We start from the raw sequence: 20,196 nt of genomic DNA, 5'->3' as shown, positions 1-20,196 counted from the left end.
TCTCCCCTTATAGTTCATCAAACCCATTTGATTGAGTTACCTTGGAATAAGTCCTTGATTTTTGCTCAAAGAAATCAGACTTGGTTTCATTAATCATTTCATCGCTAAACACATGAATCCACGGCATTGAGTTTTCGCGGTCTTGATAAAGATTTTGTAATCCCAGCTGCCGCAGACGTTTATTTGCCAAGTACTCTACATAACCACTAAATTCCTTCAAATCAATTCCATCAATATCTTTTAAAATAAATGCAGCCCACTCTTTTTCAAGTTTTACCGCCTGGTCAATTGTTTGATAGATGTACTCCACATTTTCCTCCGTATTGAGTTCCGGATTTTCCCTTAAAAGAATACGGATGAACTGGGTAATAAAATAGGCATGCTGCATTTCATCACGCTGAATATAGCTAATCATCGTACTCGTTTTGAGCATTTTTTGCTGACGGGCGAGATGATAGAAAAAAGCAAACCCGGCATAAAAATAGATTCCTTCTAAATTGATAGAATTCACCGCTAGTTTAAAAAGGTTTAATGGCGTTGGGTTTTGCCGGAAGCTCTCATATGAGTCCAAAATTAATTGATTCCGTTTCTGGACAATGGGATCGTTTTTGGCTTGGTCAAACCGTTTGTTTTGTTCACTTAATGGGATGAGCGAGCTCAAAATATAAGAATACGATTCGGTATGAACTGCCTCCTGCTGCGCAATTACTGCAAAAATCGCCTTAAAACTTGAGTCTGTCACATAATCCATGACCTGACTCATCGTCGGTGTTTGCAGGCTGTCAAGCGAAGCGAGTTGAGTATTAATTCTTAGAAATATATCCTGCTCAACGGGGGAGAGGAACTCCCATTGTTTCAGATCATCCTGCATATTAATCTCCTGCGCCTTCCAGAAGTTTGACAGCAATGTTTGATACAGGCCATACATCTGCGGGTAGGCAATGTCATTCCAGTTTAGCAGGCCTGAGGATTTCCCGTTAATGATACCAGTTGATTTATTTGGGTATTCCGGGTTTAGTAGTTTTATTTTTGTTAATGGTAGATTGGTATTCATTTTTCTAGCTCCTTGAAGTAATAATTTTGATTAATTTTTTCTCTATAGGTGTTTTTGTAATCTGGAAGGACATTTTTCTGAACTTTTTTAGGATTTTGTCCTTCTAGGGCTGCTGGTGAGACACTTTTTTCGTTTTTCAGCCGATTTTGTCCTTCCAGAACCACTGGTAAGACACTTTTTCGTTTTTCAATCAAACTTTGTCCTTCCACTCCTAAAGGACAAATCCACGACTAACTATGACACGCCTCGCACTCTTCAATCTCCGCCTGAGACGTGCTCCGTACATAATAAGTGGTTTTCAGCCCCCGCTTCCACGCCTCCAAATGAAGATTCAATAAATCCCGTGCTTTAATATCATGACGAACATACAGATTAAAACTGATTGCTTGGTCGATATGGCGCTGGCGGGCAGCGTTTTGCTTAATACTCCAAACCTGATCCAAGTCATGCCGGGCACGGCGGTAATACTCATAAGTCACATGATCCAAATCCGGTGCCGTCACCTTGAACTTAAAGTTTTTCTTTTCCTCCGCATATTCAACCGAATAAATAGGATCAATTCCATCTGTTGACCCGCCAATCTTGGCCGTTGAAGAATTCGGAGCCACCGCCATTAACCAGCCATTGCGGAGCCCGAGTCTAGAAACCTGCTGTTTTAATGAAACCCACCGGTCCGAAACATACCTTTTACGCACAAAATACTCCCCAGTCTGCCATTCAGAGCCTTCAAACATACTGTATGCTCCTTTTTCCTTAGCGAGTTCCGCCGACGACTGAATCGTATAATAAGCAATTTCCTCATAAAGCTCATCCGCAAATCGGACGGCCTCCTCCGATTCCCAATGGATTTTTTTCAAAGCAAGCAAATGGTGCCAGCCAAATGTTCCCAGGCCAATCCCGCGATACTTCTGATTCGTTACCTGGGCTTGCCCAACCGAAATTGTATTTAAATCAATCACGTTATCCAGCATCCGTACTTGAATTGAAATCAGCCGCTCCAATACACCTGCTGGGAGTGCTTTTGCCAAATTAATAGACGATAGATTACAAACAACGAAATCCCCCGGCTTGCGGACAATCACAATATTTCCGTCTCCATCCACATACTCATTCACAACGGTTGAAGCAGACATATTTTGAGCAATTTCCGTGCATAAATTGCTGCAATAAATCGCCGTACGGCCAGCTCCCTGCAAATGCTTATTTGGATTTTGCCGGTTCATCTCATCCCGATAGAACATATAGGGTGTCCCCGTTTCCAGCTGCGAAACCATGATCCGAGCCATAATCTCCATTGCCCGATAAGTTTTACGCGGAAGAAGCGGATGGCGGACGGCTTCCTCGTATTTTTCAGTAAAATAAAGCTTGTCCTCCTCATCGTAAAAATCCTCCAACCCAAGCGGATTGCCAAACTCATCCTTCCAGCCCATGATTTGTTTTACCTGATGCGGACAAAACGTACACCACTGTCCAATACTCCTGCCGTTCTCATCGACTTCTTCAAGCTTTTTCATAAATAAATCAGGGATAGTGACGCCTGTAAAAATATCATGTGCTTTCCGGCGTTCATCACCGTTATTCGTTTTTAAGTCGAGGAATCCATTCATAATATCCTTATGAAAAATATCGAGATAAACCGCGATGGCGCCCTGCCTTTGTCCCAACTGATCCACACTGACCGCCGTATCATTAATAAGGCGGATCCACGGCACAACACCTGACGAATTTCCTTTAAAGCCTTTAATATCAGAGCCAAGCGCACGAACTTTTCCAAAATAAATGCCGATTCCGCCGCCGTCCTTACTTAACCTGGCACTGTCCCAATTATTTAAATAAATCCCGTCAAGCGAGTCATCAACCGTATCGATAAAACAGGACGACAGCTGGCCGAAGCTTTTTCCCGCATTGGACAAGGTAGGTGTTGCCACCGTCATGTAGAGATTGCTTAATGCCCAATACGCTTCTTTAACCAGAGCCAATCGGCGGTTAGGCTGTTCTTTTTGCATTAGGGTCATCGCGATGACCATGAACCTCTCTTGCGGAAGCTCATACAAATTGCGGTCGTGGCCCTTCGCCAAATAACGATCCGCTAATAAAAATAATCCGATGTAGTTAAACAGGTAATCTCGTTCGGGCATGATTTCCTTGCCCAACTGGTCGATTTCTTCCCGCCCATAGCATTCCAATAATTCAGTAGAGTAAATCCCTTTTTCCGTTAAAGTCTCAATCAACTGATAAAAATCACCATATAGAGCCTCATGTAAATAACCACGATTTCCTGCTGCCTCCAAATACAATTCCTGCAGATACAATCTTGCGGCAACAAACGTCCAATTGGGCTGGTCCATCGCAATCTTATTCAATGCATATAATAAGGCCTGTTGGCTTTGTTCTTTTTCCGGTGCTTGTTGTATTTTTTGCAACAGCTCCTTAGTATCGAGATTATATTGCTCGGCCGCCTGATTAATGGCCTCGAAAACGTAATCTTGTGTAATAAGCATCTTAAAATTCCTCCTAAAAATAAAAAATCCGCTCGGGGCGGATTCGAGCGGATGAAACGATAACAGAAAAGAGGATTCAAAGGAGGCATGCCTTCCTTGACCTGATTTGCCACCGTTCCAGCTCCCAATCCCCGAGGAAGTGAAACATCTCAAATTAGGACAGGTCTCCTGACTTATGCTTCCTCCTACTCTGAGCCCTTCCCGCATAAGCACCTATTTTCATAAGAAACTTATACAGTGGTCATCGCTCATTTCGTCAGCATTTACAGTTGCGGGGGCAGTTCTGGATTTTCACCAGATTCCCTATTAAGCCGTACGGCATCTTAACTCAAGGCTAACACAATATGTAGTTGTTTTATTTCCATCTAAAAACAATATATAGTAATAGATTTATTTTTTCAAGTTTAATTGTTTTTTAGTAATATAATCAAAACAATATGGTGATAAACAACTAAGCCTGCCCTCTGAATTTATGGGCAGGCTCGTTTTCAAATCTATCAAGCCGATTCTTTCTCGGCAAACACATGCTTCAATTGTTTTCTCGCTCGATACAGACGGGTTTTCACGGTCGCTGATTTGAGATCTAGCAAACTGGCAATCTCGTTTTCTTTTAAACCGTAATGAATTTTCAGGATGAGCACTTCCTGAAATTCTTTTGATAAACAGCCCATCGTCTGGATTACTTCTTCATTAAAAAGACGGAGCCCAACCTCTTCCTCAAGGTTTTCGCTGAACTCACTCCGCCCAATCATTGGTTCCATGATGGACGGGTCAACAAGCATCCAGTTTTTTCGTTTTTCCATCCGTAAAAAATCAATCGCGGTCCTGGCTGTGATGGCAGCCAGCCAGGCACTCAATTTATTAGAATCCTCTACTGTTTCGAGCTTTTTGTATGCTTTCAAAAATGCTTCCTGGACTATATCCTCCGCGATAAATCGATCCTTTGCGTAGGAATAGGCAATATAGTGCAGGCGCTGTGAATGCTCTCTATATAATTGATTAAAATCAATGGAGCCCAAGACTCCACCCCCTTTTTAAAAACCACCAAGCGCCGTTATTTAAAATGCTCTTTTACAAAGTCCGGCGCATGTGCTTCATCAAAAAATAATACCTGTTTATAGTCACCTTTCTTATAGTAGAAAACAACCACATAACCCTGGGAAGGGGACTCGCTACCTCTTTGTAATGCTAGTTGTATTTGCTGTTTATCACTACTCTTAAATGAAGCCTTATCATTTTCGATTTGTCTAATGATTTCATTTGTATTGTATGAATTAGAGAAATCATCCTTTACGACACCAAACTTCGAAATATCCTTCGGAGTAACCATTGCTTTTTCCAAAAGATTCTTTTTCTTTAGCCATTCTATGAATTTCTTATCGGATGGCTTCAAAGTGAAAGTGAAATTCACATTTTTTCCTAAATCCACTTCAATCCTTGAACCACGATCCCGATAAAATTCACTATTCTCATAGGATTCCGCCAAAATATCAGACCTTAACAAGGAAATCACTTCTTTTATTTCGTTTTGGTCGGCAAATGTGACTCCTTTATCTACCGGCCCCATCGGACTAATATGAATCGTCCTGATCTTGTCTACATTGATTTTAAAAATTTCATTGGTTGCCAGCTTATATTCTTTCGATTCGTAAATTGTTTTGAATAAGTTGTCGTAAAGCCGTTTATCCACTCTGTACTCACGAGTAACATACCTGCCATTTTTCAATTTATATCTTAAAAATAAATCCCCAGAATGGTCGGATATATGTTCTTTATTCAGCTTCTTATTTGAAATAATTTGCTTGTGCAGCTTTCGAACTGCCTCGATGCTTGCTTCTTCCTTTAAAGGTTTAGGCACGTGAAACCTTTCATTGGATGAATATTGCCCTATGAAAAGATAAGGATTATCCGTAATCAAAACATTTTGAATCTCAGATTGGTCCGGTACCCGTTTTTCGTAGACCCCTAGTGTCTTAACTCCCAAAACAAGCACTGCGAATATAGCAGAAAAAACAACCAAACCCTTTATTCTTCTTAGACTGAAAACCCGCCATGTTTTTTGCAGAACCATTTCCCCAATAAAAAATCCAAACACTGTCCCAATTACATACCCAAAAATGATCCAGCCTGTACTGGAATTCTGTACCGTACTAAAATACATTCCGCCAACCAGCATGACACAAATCGTCACTCCATATTTGAAAACAGAACGTAAATTTACAAGTGCAATCGCTTCAGAAGCAGCTTCCAATCTTCTTTTTTTATAAAAAAACAAGGAAAGACCATAAAGTAAGATCGATAACATCAAAAAGATGACAACGTATTTCCAGTCTAAAGTTTTTGCATTAAGGCCGAATGCAAGCGTAATCGGCGACATATTATTAAGGTCACGATTCAAAAGATAATCACTTGGAAATCCATAGAGCAAAATTTTTAAATTGTAGCAGACCAGTACAGTGATACCCACTGGAAACAATACAAAAATATAGGTCAACACAGCCTGAACTACCGATAATCCGGTCATCATGGCGATAAACGCACCGGCCATGAACAAAAGTAAATCAAATAAAATCGTAGTCCCTGCCCAGATAAAAATGTCATTTGTACTAAAAATAGTGGTTAAATCCAGGTTGGCCCGAACAATCATGATAAAAAAAGCGGTGATGACAACCGGAACAACCAGAAATACAATTCCAGTTATTGCATAATGGTGAAAGATTCTATCTCTTTTAAGCGGAATGCTGTGCATCAGGTCTGATGCCTGTTTTACATGTAAAAAGCGGAATAAAAACACCGCTAACAAAACCGGTACAATAACCATTAATCCAATTTGAATTCCAAAATCATAATAAAAAAGATTATCGACATTTGTGTTATAGACTCTCTTTTCATCCGATGAATACATCATCACCAGCTGCAGCGGTAGGGCAAACAGCAATCCAAGAAAATAAACGATTGAAATCCAGCCGGTACTTCTGCCAATTTGCAGAATGAGTTCTTTATTAAACGATGACATTTTTGATGGCATAACCGATATCCCCCATTTCGTAAATAAAGATTTCTTCGAGAGTGAGCGGCAGCAAGTCAAAAATGACCGGATTTGTCTGGCGGATTTGCTTGGCGATTTGGTCCTCATCTCCTCTAATAATAAACAGGTAGATGCTGCCCCGTTTTTCTTTATGGAGCAGGTCAAGATTTTTCAGTAGATGTTTCGGAAGTCCATCCTTATAGGCAACTTGTACTTTTTGAACATTGGCTTTCAGGTCATCCAGTTCTTTTTGCATAACAAGTTTTCCCCTATGAATAATTCCAATATGGTCGCAAATATCCTCTATTTCACGGAGATTATGTGACGAAATCAGAATCGTCATTTCCCGTTCTGCCACATCTTGAATCAGCAAGTTCTTCACTTTTTTCCTTACAACCGGGTCAAGTCCATCCATCGGCTCATCTAGAATGAGAATTTCAGGGTTGGCAGAAAGGGCCAGAATGAAAGCAACCTGTCTCTGCCAGCCTTTTGAAAACGTTTGGATTTTTTTTGACAGGTTGACTTCAAATAGCTCAGCCAGCTTGTGAAACCGCTCCTCGCTCCAGGTCGGATAGATACTTTTATAAAAACGGGCCATTTGTTTCGTCGTATAATGGTTTAAAAAATATGGCTGGTCCGGTATGTAAAAAACCTTCTGCTTCAGACCGATATTTTCAAACACAGGTTGATCCTCAATCGTGACTTCGCCTGTTTCTTGACGGTATATGCCTGCAAGAAGCTTAATTAATGTGGTTTTCCCTGCCCCGTTGGAGCCGATTAACCCGTAAATGGAGCCTTTTTGAATGGAAAGATTCACTTGGTCCACTGCTTTAAAGCGCTCAAATGTTTTGCTGACATTTTTCATTTCAATCATTGCTTTCGCCTCCCCCTTTTGCAGCGTCTAAGTCTTTGATGAGTTCTATAATCTCTCTGGCCTGGATTCCCAGGTATAGTGCCTCTATAATCAGCTTTTCGAGTTCCTTTTTAACCTCGGAGATTTTCTCGTTATCCTTGACTTGGTTGTTAGGACTGACAAAACTTCCTTTGCCTTTTACGGAATAGATAAAACCTTGGGTCTCAAGTTCCCGATAAGCTTTCTGGATGGTATTGGGATTGATGGACAGTTCAGTGGCAAGCGCGCGAACCGATGGCAGCTGCTCATCCGGTTTGACCACCTCATTCATAATCAATTCCTTCATTTTGTCGACAAGCTGTTCATAAATGGGCTTACGGCTTCGAATATCAAGCTCAAACATAAAGACCCCCATCTGTACTAAGTGTACTATTATTCGTAATACAGTTTGTATTATATTCCATCCGTTTCCAAAAAGAAAGAGAAATTCGGAAAAAAATATAAAAAGCCCGGCTCAACCAAGAACCAGGCTTTGTAAACAATTTAATATTCATTTCTGGACGCGTCCACTCCACGCGGACAAATCGAGAGAAAAGTCCACGAACGGTGTCAGGCACCGTACTTCTATTTTTTCTTTGCGTGTTTGCGCATGTCGAAGGCGACGGCGACGATGATGATGGCGCCTTTGACGATGAATTGGATGTATGGGCTTACGCCTAGGAAGGCTAGTCCGTAGTTGATGATTTGGAAGATCAGCACCCCGGTGATGACACCAGGAACAGTTCCAATACCACCTGATAAGGATACACCTCCGACCACGCAGGCAGCAATTGCATCCAACTCGTACATGTTACCAGTGTTGTTGGTCGCACTTCCAACACGCCCCGCTTCAAGAGTTCCAGAGAAACCGTACAAAATACCGGCAATCATATAAATGATAATAATATTGCGAGCAACGTTTACCCCTGACACCTTTGCGGCTTCAGGATTTCCACCGATGGCGAACATGTTCTTACCTAGTGTGGTTTTATTCCAAACTACCCAAATGATACCCGTAACAATAATGGCATATAAAACGAGATATGGAATCTCGTATTGTCCAATAGGAATACCACGCTGGGCAAAGGTCGTAAATTTTTGGCTTAAGCCGCCGATTGGCTGCGCTCCATATGGCGGGCGGTCAAAATAGATGGAAGTAATTCCGTAAACTCCAATCATCATCCCTAATGTTGCAATGAATGGCGGCACATGGAATTTTGACACAATCACACCATTTAATCCCCCGATAAGTCCAGTAATCACCATGGCAAGTAAAATCGGTACAAATAGTGGTAATTCATGCAAGTGCGGATACATTTTATACGCATAATCAGATGCCTGTAAAAGCGATGCCGACACAACAGCCGCAAGCCCGACCAGCCGTCCTGCCGATAAGTCCGTTCCAGCCGTAATCAGAATTCCAGCCATTCCAAGGGCAATGATAATCCGTGAAGACGATTGGCTTAAAATATTAATTAAGTTTGTTACGGAAAGAAAGTCAGGAGAAGCAATGACAATTCCCACGACTAATAGAATTAAAAACACATAGATTACATTATTAACGAGCCATTTAGACACACTAGCTTTTTGTGTAGCCTGATTATTCATATGCATCTCCTCCTAATACAAAGCTGCTAATCGCATGATCTCTTCCTGCGATGTTTTAGCCGTTTCAACAATTCCGGCAGCGCGGCCATTACTCATCACTAAAATTCGGTCTGTAGTCCCTAAAAGCTCAGGCATTTCAGATGAAATCATTATGATTCCTTTTCCTTCAGCTGCTAGTTGGTTGATTAATTGGTAAATTTCAAACTTTGCACCAACGTCAATCCCGCGGGTTGGTTCATCCAATAACAAAATATCCGGTTTCGTTAACAGCCAGCGGCCAATAATGACCTTTTGCTGATTTCCACCGGATAAACTGCCGATGGAAGTTTTTTGCGAAGGTGTCTTGACCTTCATCGAATCGATCACCCATTTGGTATCATCAAACACCTTCTTATCAGACAGGAACATTCCCTTCTTGTATTGCTTCAAGTTGGAAATGATCGAGTTAAAGCTAATGCTAAGGTCCGGATAGATTCCCGTGGTCCTTCTTTCCTCGGTAACAAGGGCAAAACCATTTTTGATGGCATGCTGTGGAGAAGGATTTTGAACCACTTTCCCATTCACTTCTATCGTCCCGGATTTGATTCCCCTCATCCCGAATAATGATTCCACCACTTCTGTTCGTTTCGAGCCAACCAGGCCGGCAATTCCTAAGATTTCACCTTTTCGAAGTTCAAAATTCACGTTCGAAAAAGAACCTTCTGCTTCCGCCGTTAAATCCGTCACCTTCAAGATCACTTCCCCAGGTTTATTGATTTTTTCAGGGAAACGCTGTGACAGGTCACGCCCCACCATCAACTTGATGATTTCATCGGTCGTTAATTCCTGCGCACTCTTTGTGGCAATATACTGACCGTCACGCATGATGGTTACTTCATCAGAAATCTTTAAGATTTCTTCCATTTTGTGAGAGATATAGATAATTGCTACATTTTCACTTTGCAGCTTTTTTATGATTTTAAATAAATGATTTACTTCATTCTCTGTTAAGGATGATGTCGGTTCATCCATTACAATGATTTTCGAATGATAGGAAACAGCCTTGGCGATTTCCACCATCTGCATTTCAGAAATAGATAAGGTATTTACCTTACTGCGTGGGTCAAGATTGATATCAAGGCTTTTAAAAATAGCGAGCGTATCGTCGTACATTTTTTTCTCATCAATGAAAAGGCCTTTTTTTGGATAGCGGCCAAGCCAAATATTATCCATGATATTTTGCTGACGGACTTGATTGAGTTCCTGGTGTACCATGGAAACTCCGTTTTCAAGTGCCTGTTTGGAATTCGAAAACGCCACTTCTTTTCCGTCAAAAATGATCTTGCCTTCATCCATGGAATAGATTCCAAATAGGCATTTCATCAACGTTGACTTTCCGGCTCCATTTTCGCCCATTAAGGCATGAACAGTTCCAGGTTTTACTTTTAAGGAAACATTTTGCAGCGCAATGACCCCTGGAAATCTTTTCGTTATATTAAGCATTTCTAGCAGATTAGTAGTACTTGATTCTGACATGAGCGAACCTCCTCGCGTAAGGTGAAACTTCCATCAGGAAAAAAATGATGATGTAAATCGTGTCCAGCTTCACTACTAAAGGAAGCCTTACCCCGAACGAAGGAAAAGCATGATCTTTTCCTTCGTTCGAGGAGCGCCGTGCTCCATGAGGTTAAACTCGGGAGTGCTGGACTTAGGCGCTGCCTCTATGAAACTAATTTTTTTATAGGCTATGTTAAAGTACAATGTTGATTGGAGCGGAAGGCGCGATACTCCTGCGGGAGTACGGGGCAGGGGAGACCCCACAGGCGCATAAGCGCCGAGGAGGCTCCCCGAACCGCCCGCGGAAAGCGAAGCGCCTGGAGCGTAAATCGACAGAACAAATTAAAACAGCCTTTTAATTAGGCTCTTTTCGTAAACTTTGTTGCTTTTGGACCTTTATAAGGGTCAATTACTAAGTTTCTAGGCAATTTTCGCAAATGTCCTTACGAAAAGATGCCACGAAACCTCTAGTTATACGGGTTGTTAAACTTATACGAAAAACAACAATCTATGCGAAAATAGCCTTTAATTAAAACTTACTTATAAGCGTCTTTACCAACCTGGATATTATCCTTTGTGATTTGAACGTAAGGGACACGAACCGCTTTTGAATCGTCTAATTTCCAATTCGTTCCATCTAAAACATCTTTGCCTTTTGCAGCATTTGCGGCTAAATCAATCGTGGCTTTCCCTTGGTTTTTCGCATCATTCAAGATTGTACCAACCATTTTGCCTTTTTCAATCATTTCGAGTGCTTCTGGAATAGCATCAACCCCTACAACTGGCATGAATTTGTTACCAGTGAAGTATCCTGCTTTTTCAAGGGAAGCAACCGCACCTAATGCCATACCATCGTTGTTAGCTATAACGAATTCAATTTTGTCACCGTATTTAGCTAACCATGCATCCATTTTCTCAGTCGCTTTTGTTGCATCCCACATCGCTGTATCTAATGCCAACTGTTCCACTTGAATGCCTTTTTCCTTGATTGTATCCACCGCATATTTCGTACGAGCCTCTGCATCTGGGTGCCCTGGCTCACCTTTTAATAATACATACTGGATTTTGCCGTCATGGTTTTTGTCCCATTTAGCTTTGTTTGCTTCCCAAGCCTTGGCAATTAACTCACCTTGTAGGACACCTGATTCAGATGAAGTGGTACCAACGTAATAAGCTTTGTCATAGCCTTTCAATACAGCGGCATCCGGCTCTTTGTTAAAGAAGATAACAGGAATGTTTTTCAGTTTTGCTTTATCAATAATCGTTTGTGCTGCTTTAGGATCTACCAGATTAATAGCCAATGATTTTGCACCTTTTGCAATCAACGTATCTACTTGCTCAATTTGTTTTGACTGGTCGTTTTGAGAGTCATTCAACATTAATTTCAAATTGCCATTTGCAGAATCTTCCATAGAACGGCGTACATATGACATGAAGTTATCATCAAACTTATAAATCGTAGCGCCGACAGCTGGAAGGTCTCCGCTCTTGCCACTAGCAGAATCTCCGGAGGTCGAGCTGCTGCAGCCTGTTGCTAAGAGAATACTAGAAGCAACGGATAAAGATAGGAGTAACGCTTTTTTCTTATTAAACATCGAATCAATCTCCTTTAAGATAAAGTTATTGGAACCGGTTTCATTTTTTGGTGTAAACCCTTACATTTATGGTAGCATGGGCGCATTTTTTCAAATAGTTTAAAACAATAGCACTAATTTGTGATTATCTAGACTATTTTGCTTTTCGAAAAATTCTCCAAAAAAATAAGACCAAATCGGATATGGTCTTATAGACTATTATTCTTATAGAACCGCCTTGCGGAATTCAGATGGCGAAGAGCCAGTCGTCTTCTTAAACACACGGCTAAAATAATTGGGATCCTTATATCCAATGGAAAAACAAATCTCCTTTAAACTTTTCGCAGGATCCTCCATTAAGGCTTTCGCCTCTCTAATCCGAATTTCTGTTAAATAATCGATAAACGTCATCCCAAACCGGTCCTTGAACAATTTGCTAAAATAAAACGGGCTTAGCTCGACATACTCAGCAACCGACTCTAAAGTGATGGACTCAGCATAATTCGATTCAATATAATCCTTTGCTTTTTGCAGCATCCCTTTTGCATGATTGGTCCGCCACTGCTGAACCGCCTGAACAATGGATACCAGCCGTGCTTTTCCCGTTTCAAGCAATACCGAGATATCCTCCGACTGATTAACCTCGGGAGTCCGTTCAACATAAACACCTAAATCATGCAGCATGCGCGATAGTAAAATAAAGAACTCATCAAATGATTTTTTTACAAAAGAAACCTCTATCAACTTGTTTGTTTGATGTTTTGTAATAAAAGAATCAAATAAAAATAATACCTTATTTACATCGCCCTGCCGAACGGCTTCCAGCAATTTTTTCTCCATTTCGAGAATTTCTGAAGCGAAGGTTGAATTCTCTTCCGTGTCAGCTTGTTTTACCCCGATTAAATATTTTTGATTTTGAGTTTTCATGAGTTGGTTTAATGCCATCACGGCTTCATGATAGGATTTATTGAGTTCATATGCACGGTGGTAAGGGTGGCCGACGCCAATCCGTAAATCCACTTCAAAAGACTCTTTTTGAAAAAGGGCCAATATATTTTCAATGACATTCTGTGACAGCGATTTAAACAGCAATTTTTCGTCCGACTTTCTCCAAAGGAACAACACAGGTACTTGTGATTCGATTAACGGGCCAATCATGATTTCCTGTTTTTTTACCACCAAATGAAGAGCATTCTTCAACCAGGTATACCAATTTTGTTTGCCAGTGGTGCTAATTTCCTTTGAATCCTTGGGCTGAAGGGAGAAAAGCATGATATAGCCTGTAGTTATTTCCACCCCTAACAATTGCCCCCATTCCTCAAAGGTGATGTCTTGAACTTGATTAATAATAAGGGAAGACACCCATTCTTTTTGGGCAATGGATACCGCACGGTTAAGATTTTCCCTTAATATTTGCTGTTCTTCTTTCTGTTTACGCTCTTCGTAAATTTCAGCAACCACTCGGCCAAGAGCTTCCAGAATATCTTGTTTTCGGCTTGGCTTTAAAATATACTCCTTGACGCCTTGCTGCATCACTTCTTTGGCATATTCAAATGTATTAAAGGCGGATACCATTATAAATTTGATTTCAGAGGCAAGCTTCCTGATCTCTTTTACAGCTTGTACCCCGTCCATTCCCGGCATTTTAATATCCATAAAAATGATATCAGGTTTTCGTTCGATTGCCAGTTCTACCGCTTTTCTCCCATTCGGGGCTTCGCCGATTACTTCCACCCCCTCCATGCCTTTTGTAATCATTTTTCCCATTGCTTTTCGCTCAAGGGCTTCATCATCAACAAGCAGAATTTTAAGCAAGTTCTCCTCCACCTTTCCGCTCATCTGGCAGGACCAGTCTAAACATTGTCCCTTTCTTTATTTCGGATTCAATTTCCACAATATCGCTCCGCTGATAAAACAAGTGCAGCCGTCTAATCACATTTTTCACGCCAATGCCGGTGGAGTGTCCCTTTGATTTTTCCGGCTCAAAAATATCATCTTTTTCAATCCCCTGGACATATTCTTGCAGTTTTTTCTTTGTAGCCTCGTCCATACCTTTTCCGTTATCCACTACCTCAACGTAAATCCAGTCCTTTTGCCGATATATATTTAAGCTGATTAAAGCGTTTTCTTCGTATTCCTCCACACCATGAATGAAGGCGTTTTCAACTAAAGGCTGAAGAATTAACCTTGGCATTTCAATATCTAAACAATCGTCTTTGATATCAGTCTTGAATTGGATCCGTTCCCCAAATCTGGTTTGCTGGATATAAAAATACTCTTTCACCACTCTCACTTCATCTCGAAGCGTGGATGCCTTATTTAAATCCCCCAGATTGTAACGGAGTAATGCAGCAACGGCTTCAATTAGTCTTGAAGTCTCTTCGGCATCCTCTAAATAGGCCATTTTGGAGACCGTGTTCAAGGTGTTAAAAAGAAAATGCGGATTGATTTGATTTTGCAGACTCCTTAACTCCAATTCTTTTAGAAGCTTGTCCAGTTCCGACTTTTGCTTGATTTCAATGACCAACTGGCGGATATTCGTCCGCATTTTGTTAAATGTTTCTGTTAATAATTTTAATTCATCGTTTGTGGAAACTTTAATATCTTCCCCGGATAAATTTCCTTTTGAAATTTCCTTTGCCGCATTCGAAAGCTGGCGGATTGGTTTCGTAATCCCTCCCGATATCCATAAGGCAAGTATGGTACTGAGAAAAAAAGTGGCGGCAAATAGGGAAATCGCCATTAATTTGTAATAATGGTTTTGTAGTTCGATTTCATTATAAAATTTTTGATAATCTGTGAGTTTATTATTTAACAATGATAGTGTGCTTTCCTGCAAAAATGAGGCAATTTTCAATACTTCATTGTAATGGTCAGAATAGCGGTTAATATCATCTTTTTGAAAATAATGAATGGATGCATCACATTCTTCCAAAAAGCTGTCGATCATATTTTTATAATTAACAAGGGTGATGTCATTCGTATTCATTTCGTTAGATAGTCTCTTTTGATCCTTGAGTAGTATTGACTTTTTTTCTGTATAGTCCATAAAATACCGTTCATCTTTCTCCAAAATATACGCATGGAGGTTTTCGGTAATTTGATTCGTTCTTTGAGAGATATCGTTTAACAAGAGGAACTGTTCAAAACTGTTATCGTACTCCACCACAAGTTTTTCACTGCTGTTATAAAAATAAAATCCGATGGAGGTTAACAAAACAACCAGCACGATAAAATAAAGTAACAGTTTGGATCTAATTCGGAATAGCATTATTTTTGCCCTCCCCCATTCTGTTTGGATGTAAGTCGGACAAATCCTTCTTTCTAATTACCTGTGTTCCCGTATGGACAATAGACGGAATATGTTTTTTCTCCATTAGTTCTACCATCATTTTTACTGAACCATATCCCATTTCATAGGGATGCTGGACAACGGTTGCATTGATTATCCCTTTGCGGATATTTGCAATCGTTTCCGGGAGGACGTCAAAACCGATTATATACATGTCTTTCTCTCTTTTTTTCAATTCAACTACCTTTGCAATACTGATTCCATCCAAGGCACTTGTCCCGTAAAAGGCGTTCACTTCAGGATGTTCCTGCAAAATTTGATAGGCTTTTTCCGCGGCTCGAATCCTGCTGATATGGGATTCTTCAATCGCTACGATATGAATGCCATTTACATTTTTTACTGCATCCTTAAACCCTTGTACCCGCTGAATCATATGATTGGCATAGAAATTCCCGGTAATGATGGCCACATTCGCTTTTCCCTTTGTATCTGCAATCAGAGCTTTTCCCGCCAAGTATCCTGCATGATAATTGTCCGTGCCAATATAGGCAATGCGATGGCTATTGGTTGTATCGGTATCAACCGTGATGACCGGAATTCCATAAGATAAGACAACGTGGTTGATCAGCGGGGTAAACTGCTTGTTGCTCAGTCCCTGGGTCATAATCCCATCGACCTTGGAGGCTGCTGCCATTTCAATTGTTTTTAAATGTTCATCAATATTGGCCTGTTTCGGTCCAACATACTCGAGTATTACTCCGTATTTCTTAGCTGCAGCTTTTGCACCTTTTTCGACAAGCCGCCAATATTCGTTATCCATTTCCTCCGTAACGAGCACAAAATGATATCGACCCTTTTCAACGATTTTTTTTGCTTTCGGCAGGTCATGGGTAAAGATCTTATGTCCATAAAAAACCGCAAAAGAACAGCTGATTAAAAAACAGAGTATGCCCAAGGTGTATGCCGTTTTCGTTAATCTGCCCATTAAGCCCCCCTGTCCCAACAAATGAAAAATCTACAGTCATTATACGGAATTTCCCCAAAACCAACAACAGTGACACCACCAATGACACCAACAGTGACAGGCACCGGCCGTGGACAAATGGGACAATTTGTCCACTTGCAGCGGACAGCGAGATTGATTTTAAACTAAACAAACGTTTGATTAAATTCGTTTAACCCTTGGCATATAAGAGCTTTTACAAACTAATCAAACGTTTGATTAAACTTCCGGGACCGGATTTTCTAAGAGCCGAAATCACTATAATGCTTCAATATAGTATAAATAAGATGAAAAATCATCTTTAATCAGTGGCAGGTTCAAACCAATCTGCATAAGTTCACTGCCAAAATACTCTTTGCCCCCATTATTGATTCTGTATGCTCTTTTATCGTCCAGCCCCTGCAATTTTATACGCTGGAAGGGAGGATTAGGAGTCGCCATTGTTTTATAATAAAACAACACCGCCTTTCCCTTATCCTCCGAAACATACATCCATGCTGTATCCGTTCCATCATAAGGACTTAACAGCCGATAAAGATCCCCAAAACAGACGATATCTTTGATTTTGTGATACTGACTGATCTGCTCTGTAACCACTTTCTTATCATTGCCGCTCAGCTTATCGATATTTAATTCGAAGCCAAAATTCCCGGCCATCGCCACGTGGCATCTCATCAAAAGAGGCGTTGTTCTGCCTACCTGATGATTCGGAACATCCGATACATGGGAACCCATTGTTACCGCTGGATAGACAATGCTTGTTCCGTATTGAATTTTTAAACGCTCGGCTGCATCAGTATCATCGCTCGTCCAGGTTTGCGGCATGTAATATAGCATTCCCGGGTCAAAACGGCCGCCCCCCCCGGAGCAGCTCTCAAATAAAATATCCGGAAAACGTTCAGTCAGCTTCTCTAATATACAATAAAGCCCCAGCATATAACGGTGAGCAGTTTCCCTTTGCCTTTCAGGCGGCAGCGCCGCAGACCCAACCTCTGTCATATTGCGGTTCATATCCCATTTAACATAAGAGATTGGAGCACTTTGGAAAACTTCTGTAAGGATATTGATTAAATAATTACACACGTCCTCCCTGCTTAAATCAAGTACTAACTGGTTTCTAGATAGAGTCCTGTTCCTGCCCGGCACATGCAAGCACCAATCAGGATGCTTCCGATACAGGTTACTATCTGGTGAAACCATTTCCGGCTCCACCCATAAACCAAATTTCATTCCCTTTTTTCGGAGATATTCCCCTAGGCCTCTTAGTCCATTCGGCAGTTTTCTCTTATCAACCACCCAATCCCCCAGCGAACTTTTTGCATTATCGCGCTTCCCAAACCAGCCATCGTCCAAAACAAACAACTCAATTCCTAACTCTTTTCCTGCATCCGCAATGTCCTTTAATTTTTTTTCATTAAACTTAAAATAAGTTGCCTCCCAATTATTGATTAAGATTAACCTCGTTTTATCACGATAAACACCACGGCTAACTCTTTTTCTTAAAAACTTATGTAAGGTTCGCGACATTCCGCCAATGCCTTCCCCAGAGTAGACCATTATCGTCTCTGGCGCTTGAAAAATCCCCCCCGGCTTCAGGAGCCATGAAAAGTCAAAGGGATTGATGCCAATAGCCAGCCGAGCCGTTTGAAACGGGCTAACTTCGATAGAAGCTTGAAAATTCCCACTGTAAACAAGGCTAACTCCATAGACATCCCCATGCTCTTCGTCTGCATTTTTGGATAACAGGGCAACAAATGGATTATGTAGATGACTGCTTGCCCCCCTTGCAGAAGAAATCATTTGTGCTCCGTGATGCAGCGGCTTCCGCTCGATATGCCGCTCCCGCCCCCATGTTCCTTGGAGATGCAGCCAGTCCCATTCGGCTTGATGAAAATCCAGCGACATACTCATACACTTTAAAATATGCACTGCTTGGGTGCCAGAATGCTCGAAGGAAACTGATCGTGTGATCACAGGGTAATCCTGGTATATTGTGTAATGTAGATTCAGCCCAATCCCAATCTTCGAATCTACTAGCGTTATTACTAGGGTTTCAGCCTCAACGTCATCCTCAACATAGGAAGCAGGCAATCCCTTCAGTGGACGTTTTCCTTGAAAAATTTCATGAGAGTCATAGACAAATTCTGTAATCGTGGAGCGGTCTGCGCTTTGAAGCTGATAAGCCGGCGAGCGGAAATCCCCATTCCCAAAAGCAGGATATTCCTGTGGCAAAGTGTCCAGTGAAAATTGTGGATAGTCCGGTTCGGTTGTTGGCGAAAAAGCTCTCCCTTTAAAAGTTAAAATGGCTGAAGCCTGCTTTGTTTGTACCCACTTCCCCCAATATAAATGGGCGGGATACTTTCCGTGAACAATCTGGATTAGATAACTGACATTGCTATTGTATAAATGAAAGATTCCTTCGTTTTCATCCCACTCAATCGGCATACATTCTTCTCCTTTTAAATCGAGTCCTACTACATCATATTCCTCCGATTCCAAACCATGTTTTATATTTCTAGCCAAAGCAATCGTCCACCCTACACGGACAAATTCAGATATTTGTCCACGGGCGGTGCCTGTCACTCTTTATTGAAGGATATATTTTTAATGAAACGAATATATAATGGGGGATGTTATTTTTGAAAGGGGATTGGCCATGAACTCTGTAATTGAAAACTTATTAGAAACAAGGAAGCATTTAATCGATGAAATTAAATCTCTTACTCATGAGGAATTTAATCGTAAGCCTGGGTCAGATCAATGGAGTGTTGCGGAGGTTTGCCATCATCTCGTTATACTGGAAACCCGAACTGCCATGCTCATTCAACATCTAGTGAAGCAGCCAGATCATAAAAAGGTAGAACCAAAGCCGATTTATCTTGCAACCGATCGATCAAAGAAGTTTAATGCTCCTGAAAGCGCGCAGCCCAGTGGTGAGCCATTTGAAGTTAAACAGATGCTGGAAATGTTAACCGATGCTAGAGATGGGCTTATGAAGGTTTTGGAAAGCATAGATAATAAAAACGTTTTATCGGAAAAATCAGCAGCTCATCCTGTCTTTGGAGAACTTCCATTATCTCAATGGGTGGAACTGATTGATCTGCACGAACAACGGCATATTGAGCAAATAAAGGAAATTAAACAGCTAGTTTTATAGGAATTGGTTTTCCTATAAAAAAGATGCACTCACCCTTAAGTGCATCTTTTTTAATACGTGCAGTTTTCAAATTTTACAAAGAGCCCATCTGCTTCTTAACCATTTTTTTAATAATCCGAATCTGTCCCCTATGGCTTAATTCGTCCTCAAAAACATGGAACCATTTAAAGTAGTTATTGGCAGGGCGGTCCCACCAAAACGGAGTTTGTTCAAACAGCCATTCATCCGGTAAAGTTTTGAACATGGTTAGGGTTTCATTGCGGACCTCTTCTAACTTTTTCAAATAATACTCAATGGGATGTCCTTTAATCGCTTCTCTAGCAGAAGGTCCTAAGTCCAGCGCAGGATTCAAACTGTCTACGTCCTCAGCGGTTAAGTCACGATTTTGTAAGGTCAAAATTTGATAGGCCTTTTCCACTTCAGACATATGTGCTAACAGCATTCCAATCGAATTTGCATCCTCCGCATAATGAAAGTCAAGCTCTTCAACCGTTAATCCTTTGACTTCCTCAATGGTGATGGTTCTGGTATAATTCATCATCGAAACCAAT

General features: G+C 41.0%; 16 protein-coding genes and 1 riboswitch. Of the genes, 1 reads left to right on the top strand and 15 read right to left on the bottom strand.

Going from position 1 to position 20,196, the window contains the following annotated elements:
* Positions 1 to 7: 7 nt before the first annotated feature.
* The 14 genes from BIV60_RS04375 to BIV60_RS04310 form a co-directional block, all read right to left on the bottom strand.
* Positions 8 to 1,054 (bottom strand): ribonucleotide-diphosphate reductase subunit beta, encoded by a 1,047-nt coding sequence (locus BIV60_RS04375; protein ID WP_071354497.1) that lies wholly within the window; start codon positions 1,052 to 1,054, stop codon positions 8 to 10.
* The gene (locus BIV60_RS04370) at positions 1,051 to 1,248 is read right to left on the bottom strand and encodes a hypothetical protein (RefSeq protein WP_071354496.1); all 198 of its coding nucleotides are present in this window, start codon (positions 1,246 to 1,248) and stop codon (positions 1,051 to 1,053) included. Before BIV60_RS04370 ends, BIV60_RS04375 begins: the two co-directional genes overlap by 4 nt.
* Positions 1,249 to 1,284: 36 nt before the next feature.
* Positions 1,285 to 3,555 carry a ribonucleoside-diphosphate reductase subunit alpha gene (locus BIV60_RS04365; protein WP_071354495.1) on the bottom strand — a complete coding sequence of 757 codons (2,271 nt, stop codon included), beginning with the start codon at positions 3,553 to 3,555 and terminating at the stop codon, positions 1,285 to 1,287.
* Between the two features lie 141 nt (positions 3,556 to 3,696).
* A riboswitch (cobalamin riboswitch) is annotated at positions 3,697 to 3,896 on the bottom strand.
* A gap of 156 nt (positions 3,897 to 4,052) precedes the next feature.
* Positions 4,053 to 4,574, bottom strand: coding sequence for an RNA polymerase sigma factor (locus tag BIV60_RS04360; protein ID WP_083402090.1), 522 nt, complete (start codon positions 4,572 to 4,574; stop codon positions 4,053 to 4,055).
* A 35-nt stretch (positions 4,575 to 4,609) separates the two neighbouring features.
* Positions 4,610 to 6,583 (bottom strand): DUF6449 domain-containing protein, encoded by a 1,974-nt coding sequence (locus BIV60_RS04355; protein WP_071354494.1) that lies wholly within the window; start codon positions 6,581 to 6,583, stop codon positions 4,610 to 4,612.
* Complete coding sequence (locus BIV60_RS04350) at positions 6,558 to 7,457, bottom strand: ABC transporter ATP-binding protein (protein WP_071354493.1); 900 nt, start codon at positions 7,455 to 7,457, stop codon at positions 6,558 to 6,560. Before BIV60_RS04350 ends, BIV60_RS04355 begins: the two co-directional genes overlap by 26 nt.
* Positions 7,450 to 7,839 (bottom strand): GntR family transcriptional regulator, encoded by a 390-nt coding sequence (locus BIV60_RS04345; protein ID WP_071354492.1) that lies wholly within the window; start codon positions 7,837 to 7,839, stop codon positions 7,450 to 7,452. The genes BIV60_RS04350 and BIV60_RS04345 overlap by 8 nt, the downstream gene beginning before the upstream one ends.
* A 221-nt stretch (positions 7,840 to 8,060) precedes the next feature.
* Positions 8,061 to 9,083: a galactose/methyl galactoside ABC transporter permease MglC gene (gene mglC / locus BIV60_RS04340; RefSeq protein WP_071354491.1), complete on the bottom strand. Its 1,023-nt coding sequence runs from the start codon at positions 9,081 to 9,083 to the stop codon at positions 8,061 to 8,063.
* A 12-nt stretch (positions 9,084 to 9,095) separates the two neighbouring features.
* Entirely contained in the window at positions 9,096 to 10,598 is a 1,503-nt protein-coding gene (gene mglA, locus BIV60_RS04335) for a galactose/methyl galactoside ABC transporter ATP-binding protein MglA (RefSeq protein WP_071354490.1), read from the bottom strand.
* A gap of 557 nt (positions 10,599 to 11,155) precedes the next feature.
* Positions 11,156 to 12,214, bottom strand: coding sequence for a galactose/glucose ABC transporter substrate-binding protein MglB (mglB, locus tag BIV60_RS04330; protein WP_071354489.1), 1,059 nt, complete (start codon positions 12,212 to 12,214; stop codon positions 11,156 to 11,158).
* A gap of 204 nt (positions 12,215 to 12,418) precedes the next feature.
* Positions 12,419 to 14,008, bottom strand: a complete 1,590-nt coding sequence (locus tag BIV60_RS04325) for a response regulator (protein WP_083402089.1) — start codon at positions 14,006 to 14,008, stop codon at positions 12,419 to 12,421.
* A complete protein-coding gene (locus BIV60_RS04320) occupies positions 14,001 to 15,464 on the bottom strand; it encodes a sensor histidine kinase (protein WP_071354487.1) in 1,464 nt (487 codons plus the stop codon). Before BIV60_RS04320 ends, BIV60_RS04325 begins: the two co-directional genes overlap by 8 nt.
* On the bottom strand, positions 15,448 to 16,470 hold the full coding sequence (locus BIV60_RS04315) for a sugar-binding protein (protein WP_071354486.1): 1,023 nt from the start codon (positions 16,468 to 16,470) through the stop codon (positions 15,448 to 15,450). The genes BIV60_RS04320 and BIV60_RS04315 overlap by 17 nt, the downstream gene beginning before the upstream one ends.
* Before the next feature lie 276 nt (positions 16,471 to 16,746).
* Complete coding sequence (locus tag BIV60_RS04310) at positions 16,747 to 18,933, bottom strand: alpha-galactosidase (RefSeq protein WP_071354534.1); 2,187 nt, start codon at positions 18,931 to 18,933, stop codon at positions 16,747 to 16,749.
* Positions 18,934 to 19,144: 211 nt separating this feature from the next.
* Between BIV60_RS04310 and BIV60_RS04305 the strand changes: the two genes are divergently transcribed.
* Positions 19,145 to 19,645 (top strand): DinB family protein, encoded by a 501-nt coding sequence (locus BIV60_RS04305; RefSeq protein WP_071354485.1) that lies wholly within the window; start codon positions 19,145 to 19,147, stop codon positions 19,643 to 19,645.
* A gap of 73 nt (positions 19,646 to 19,718) precedes the next feature.
* Here the strand turns inward: BIV60_RS04305 and BIV60_RS04300 are convergent, their stop codons facing one another.
* Positions 19,719 to 20,186 carry a DinB family protein gene (locus tag BIV60_RS04300; protein ID WP_071354533.1) on the bottom strand — a complete coding sequence of 156 codons (468 nt, stop codon included), beginning with the start codon at positions 20,184 to 20,186 and terminating at the stop codon, positions 19,719 to 19,721.
* Positions 20,187 to 20,196: the final 10 nt, after the last annotated feature.

It is taken from the genome of Bacillus sp. MUM 116 (assembly GCF_001866655.1).
Lineage (GTDB): Bacteria > Bacillota > Bacilli > Bacillales > Cytobacillaceae > Neobacillus.
The sequence above is the reverse complement of the archived record's forward strand: the minus strand, read 5'-3'. Positions and strand labels throughout refer to the sequence as shown.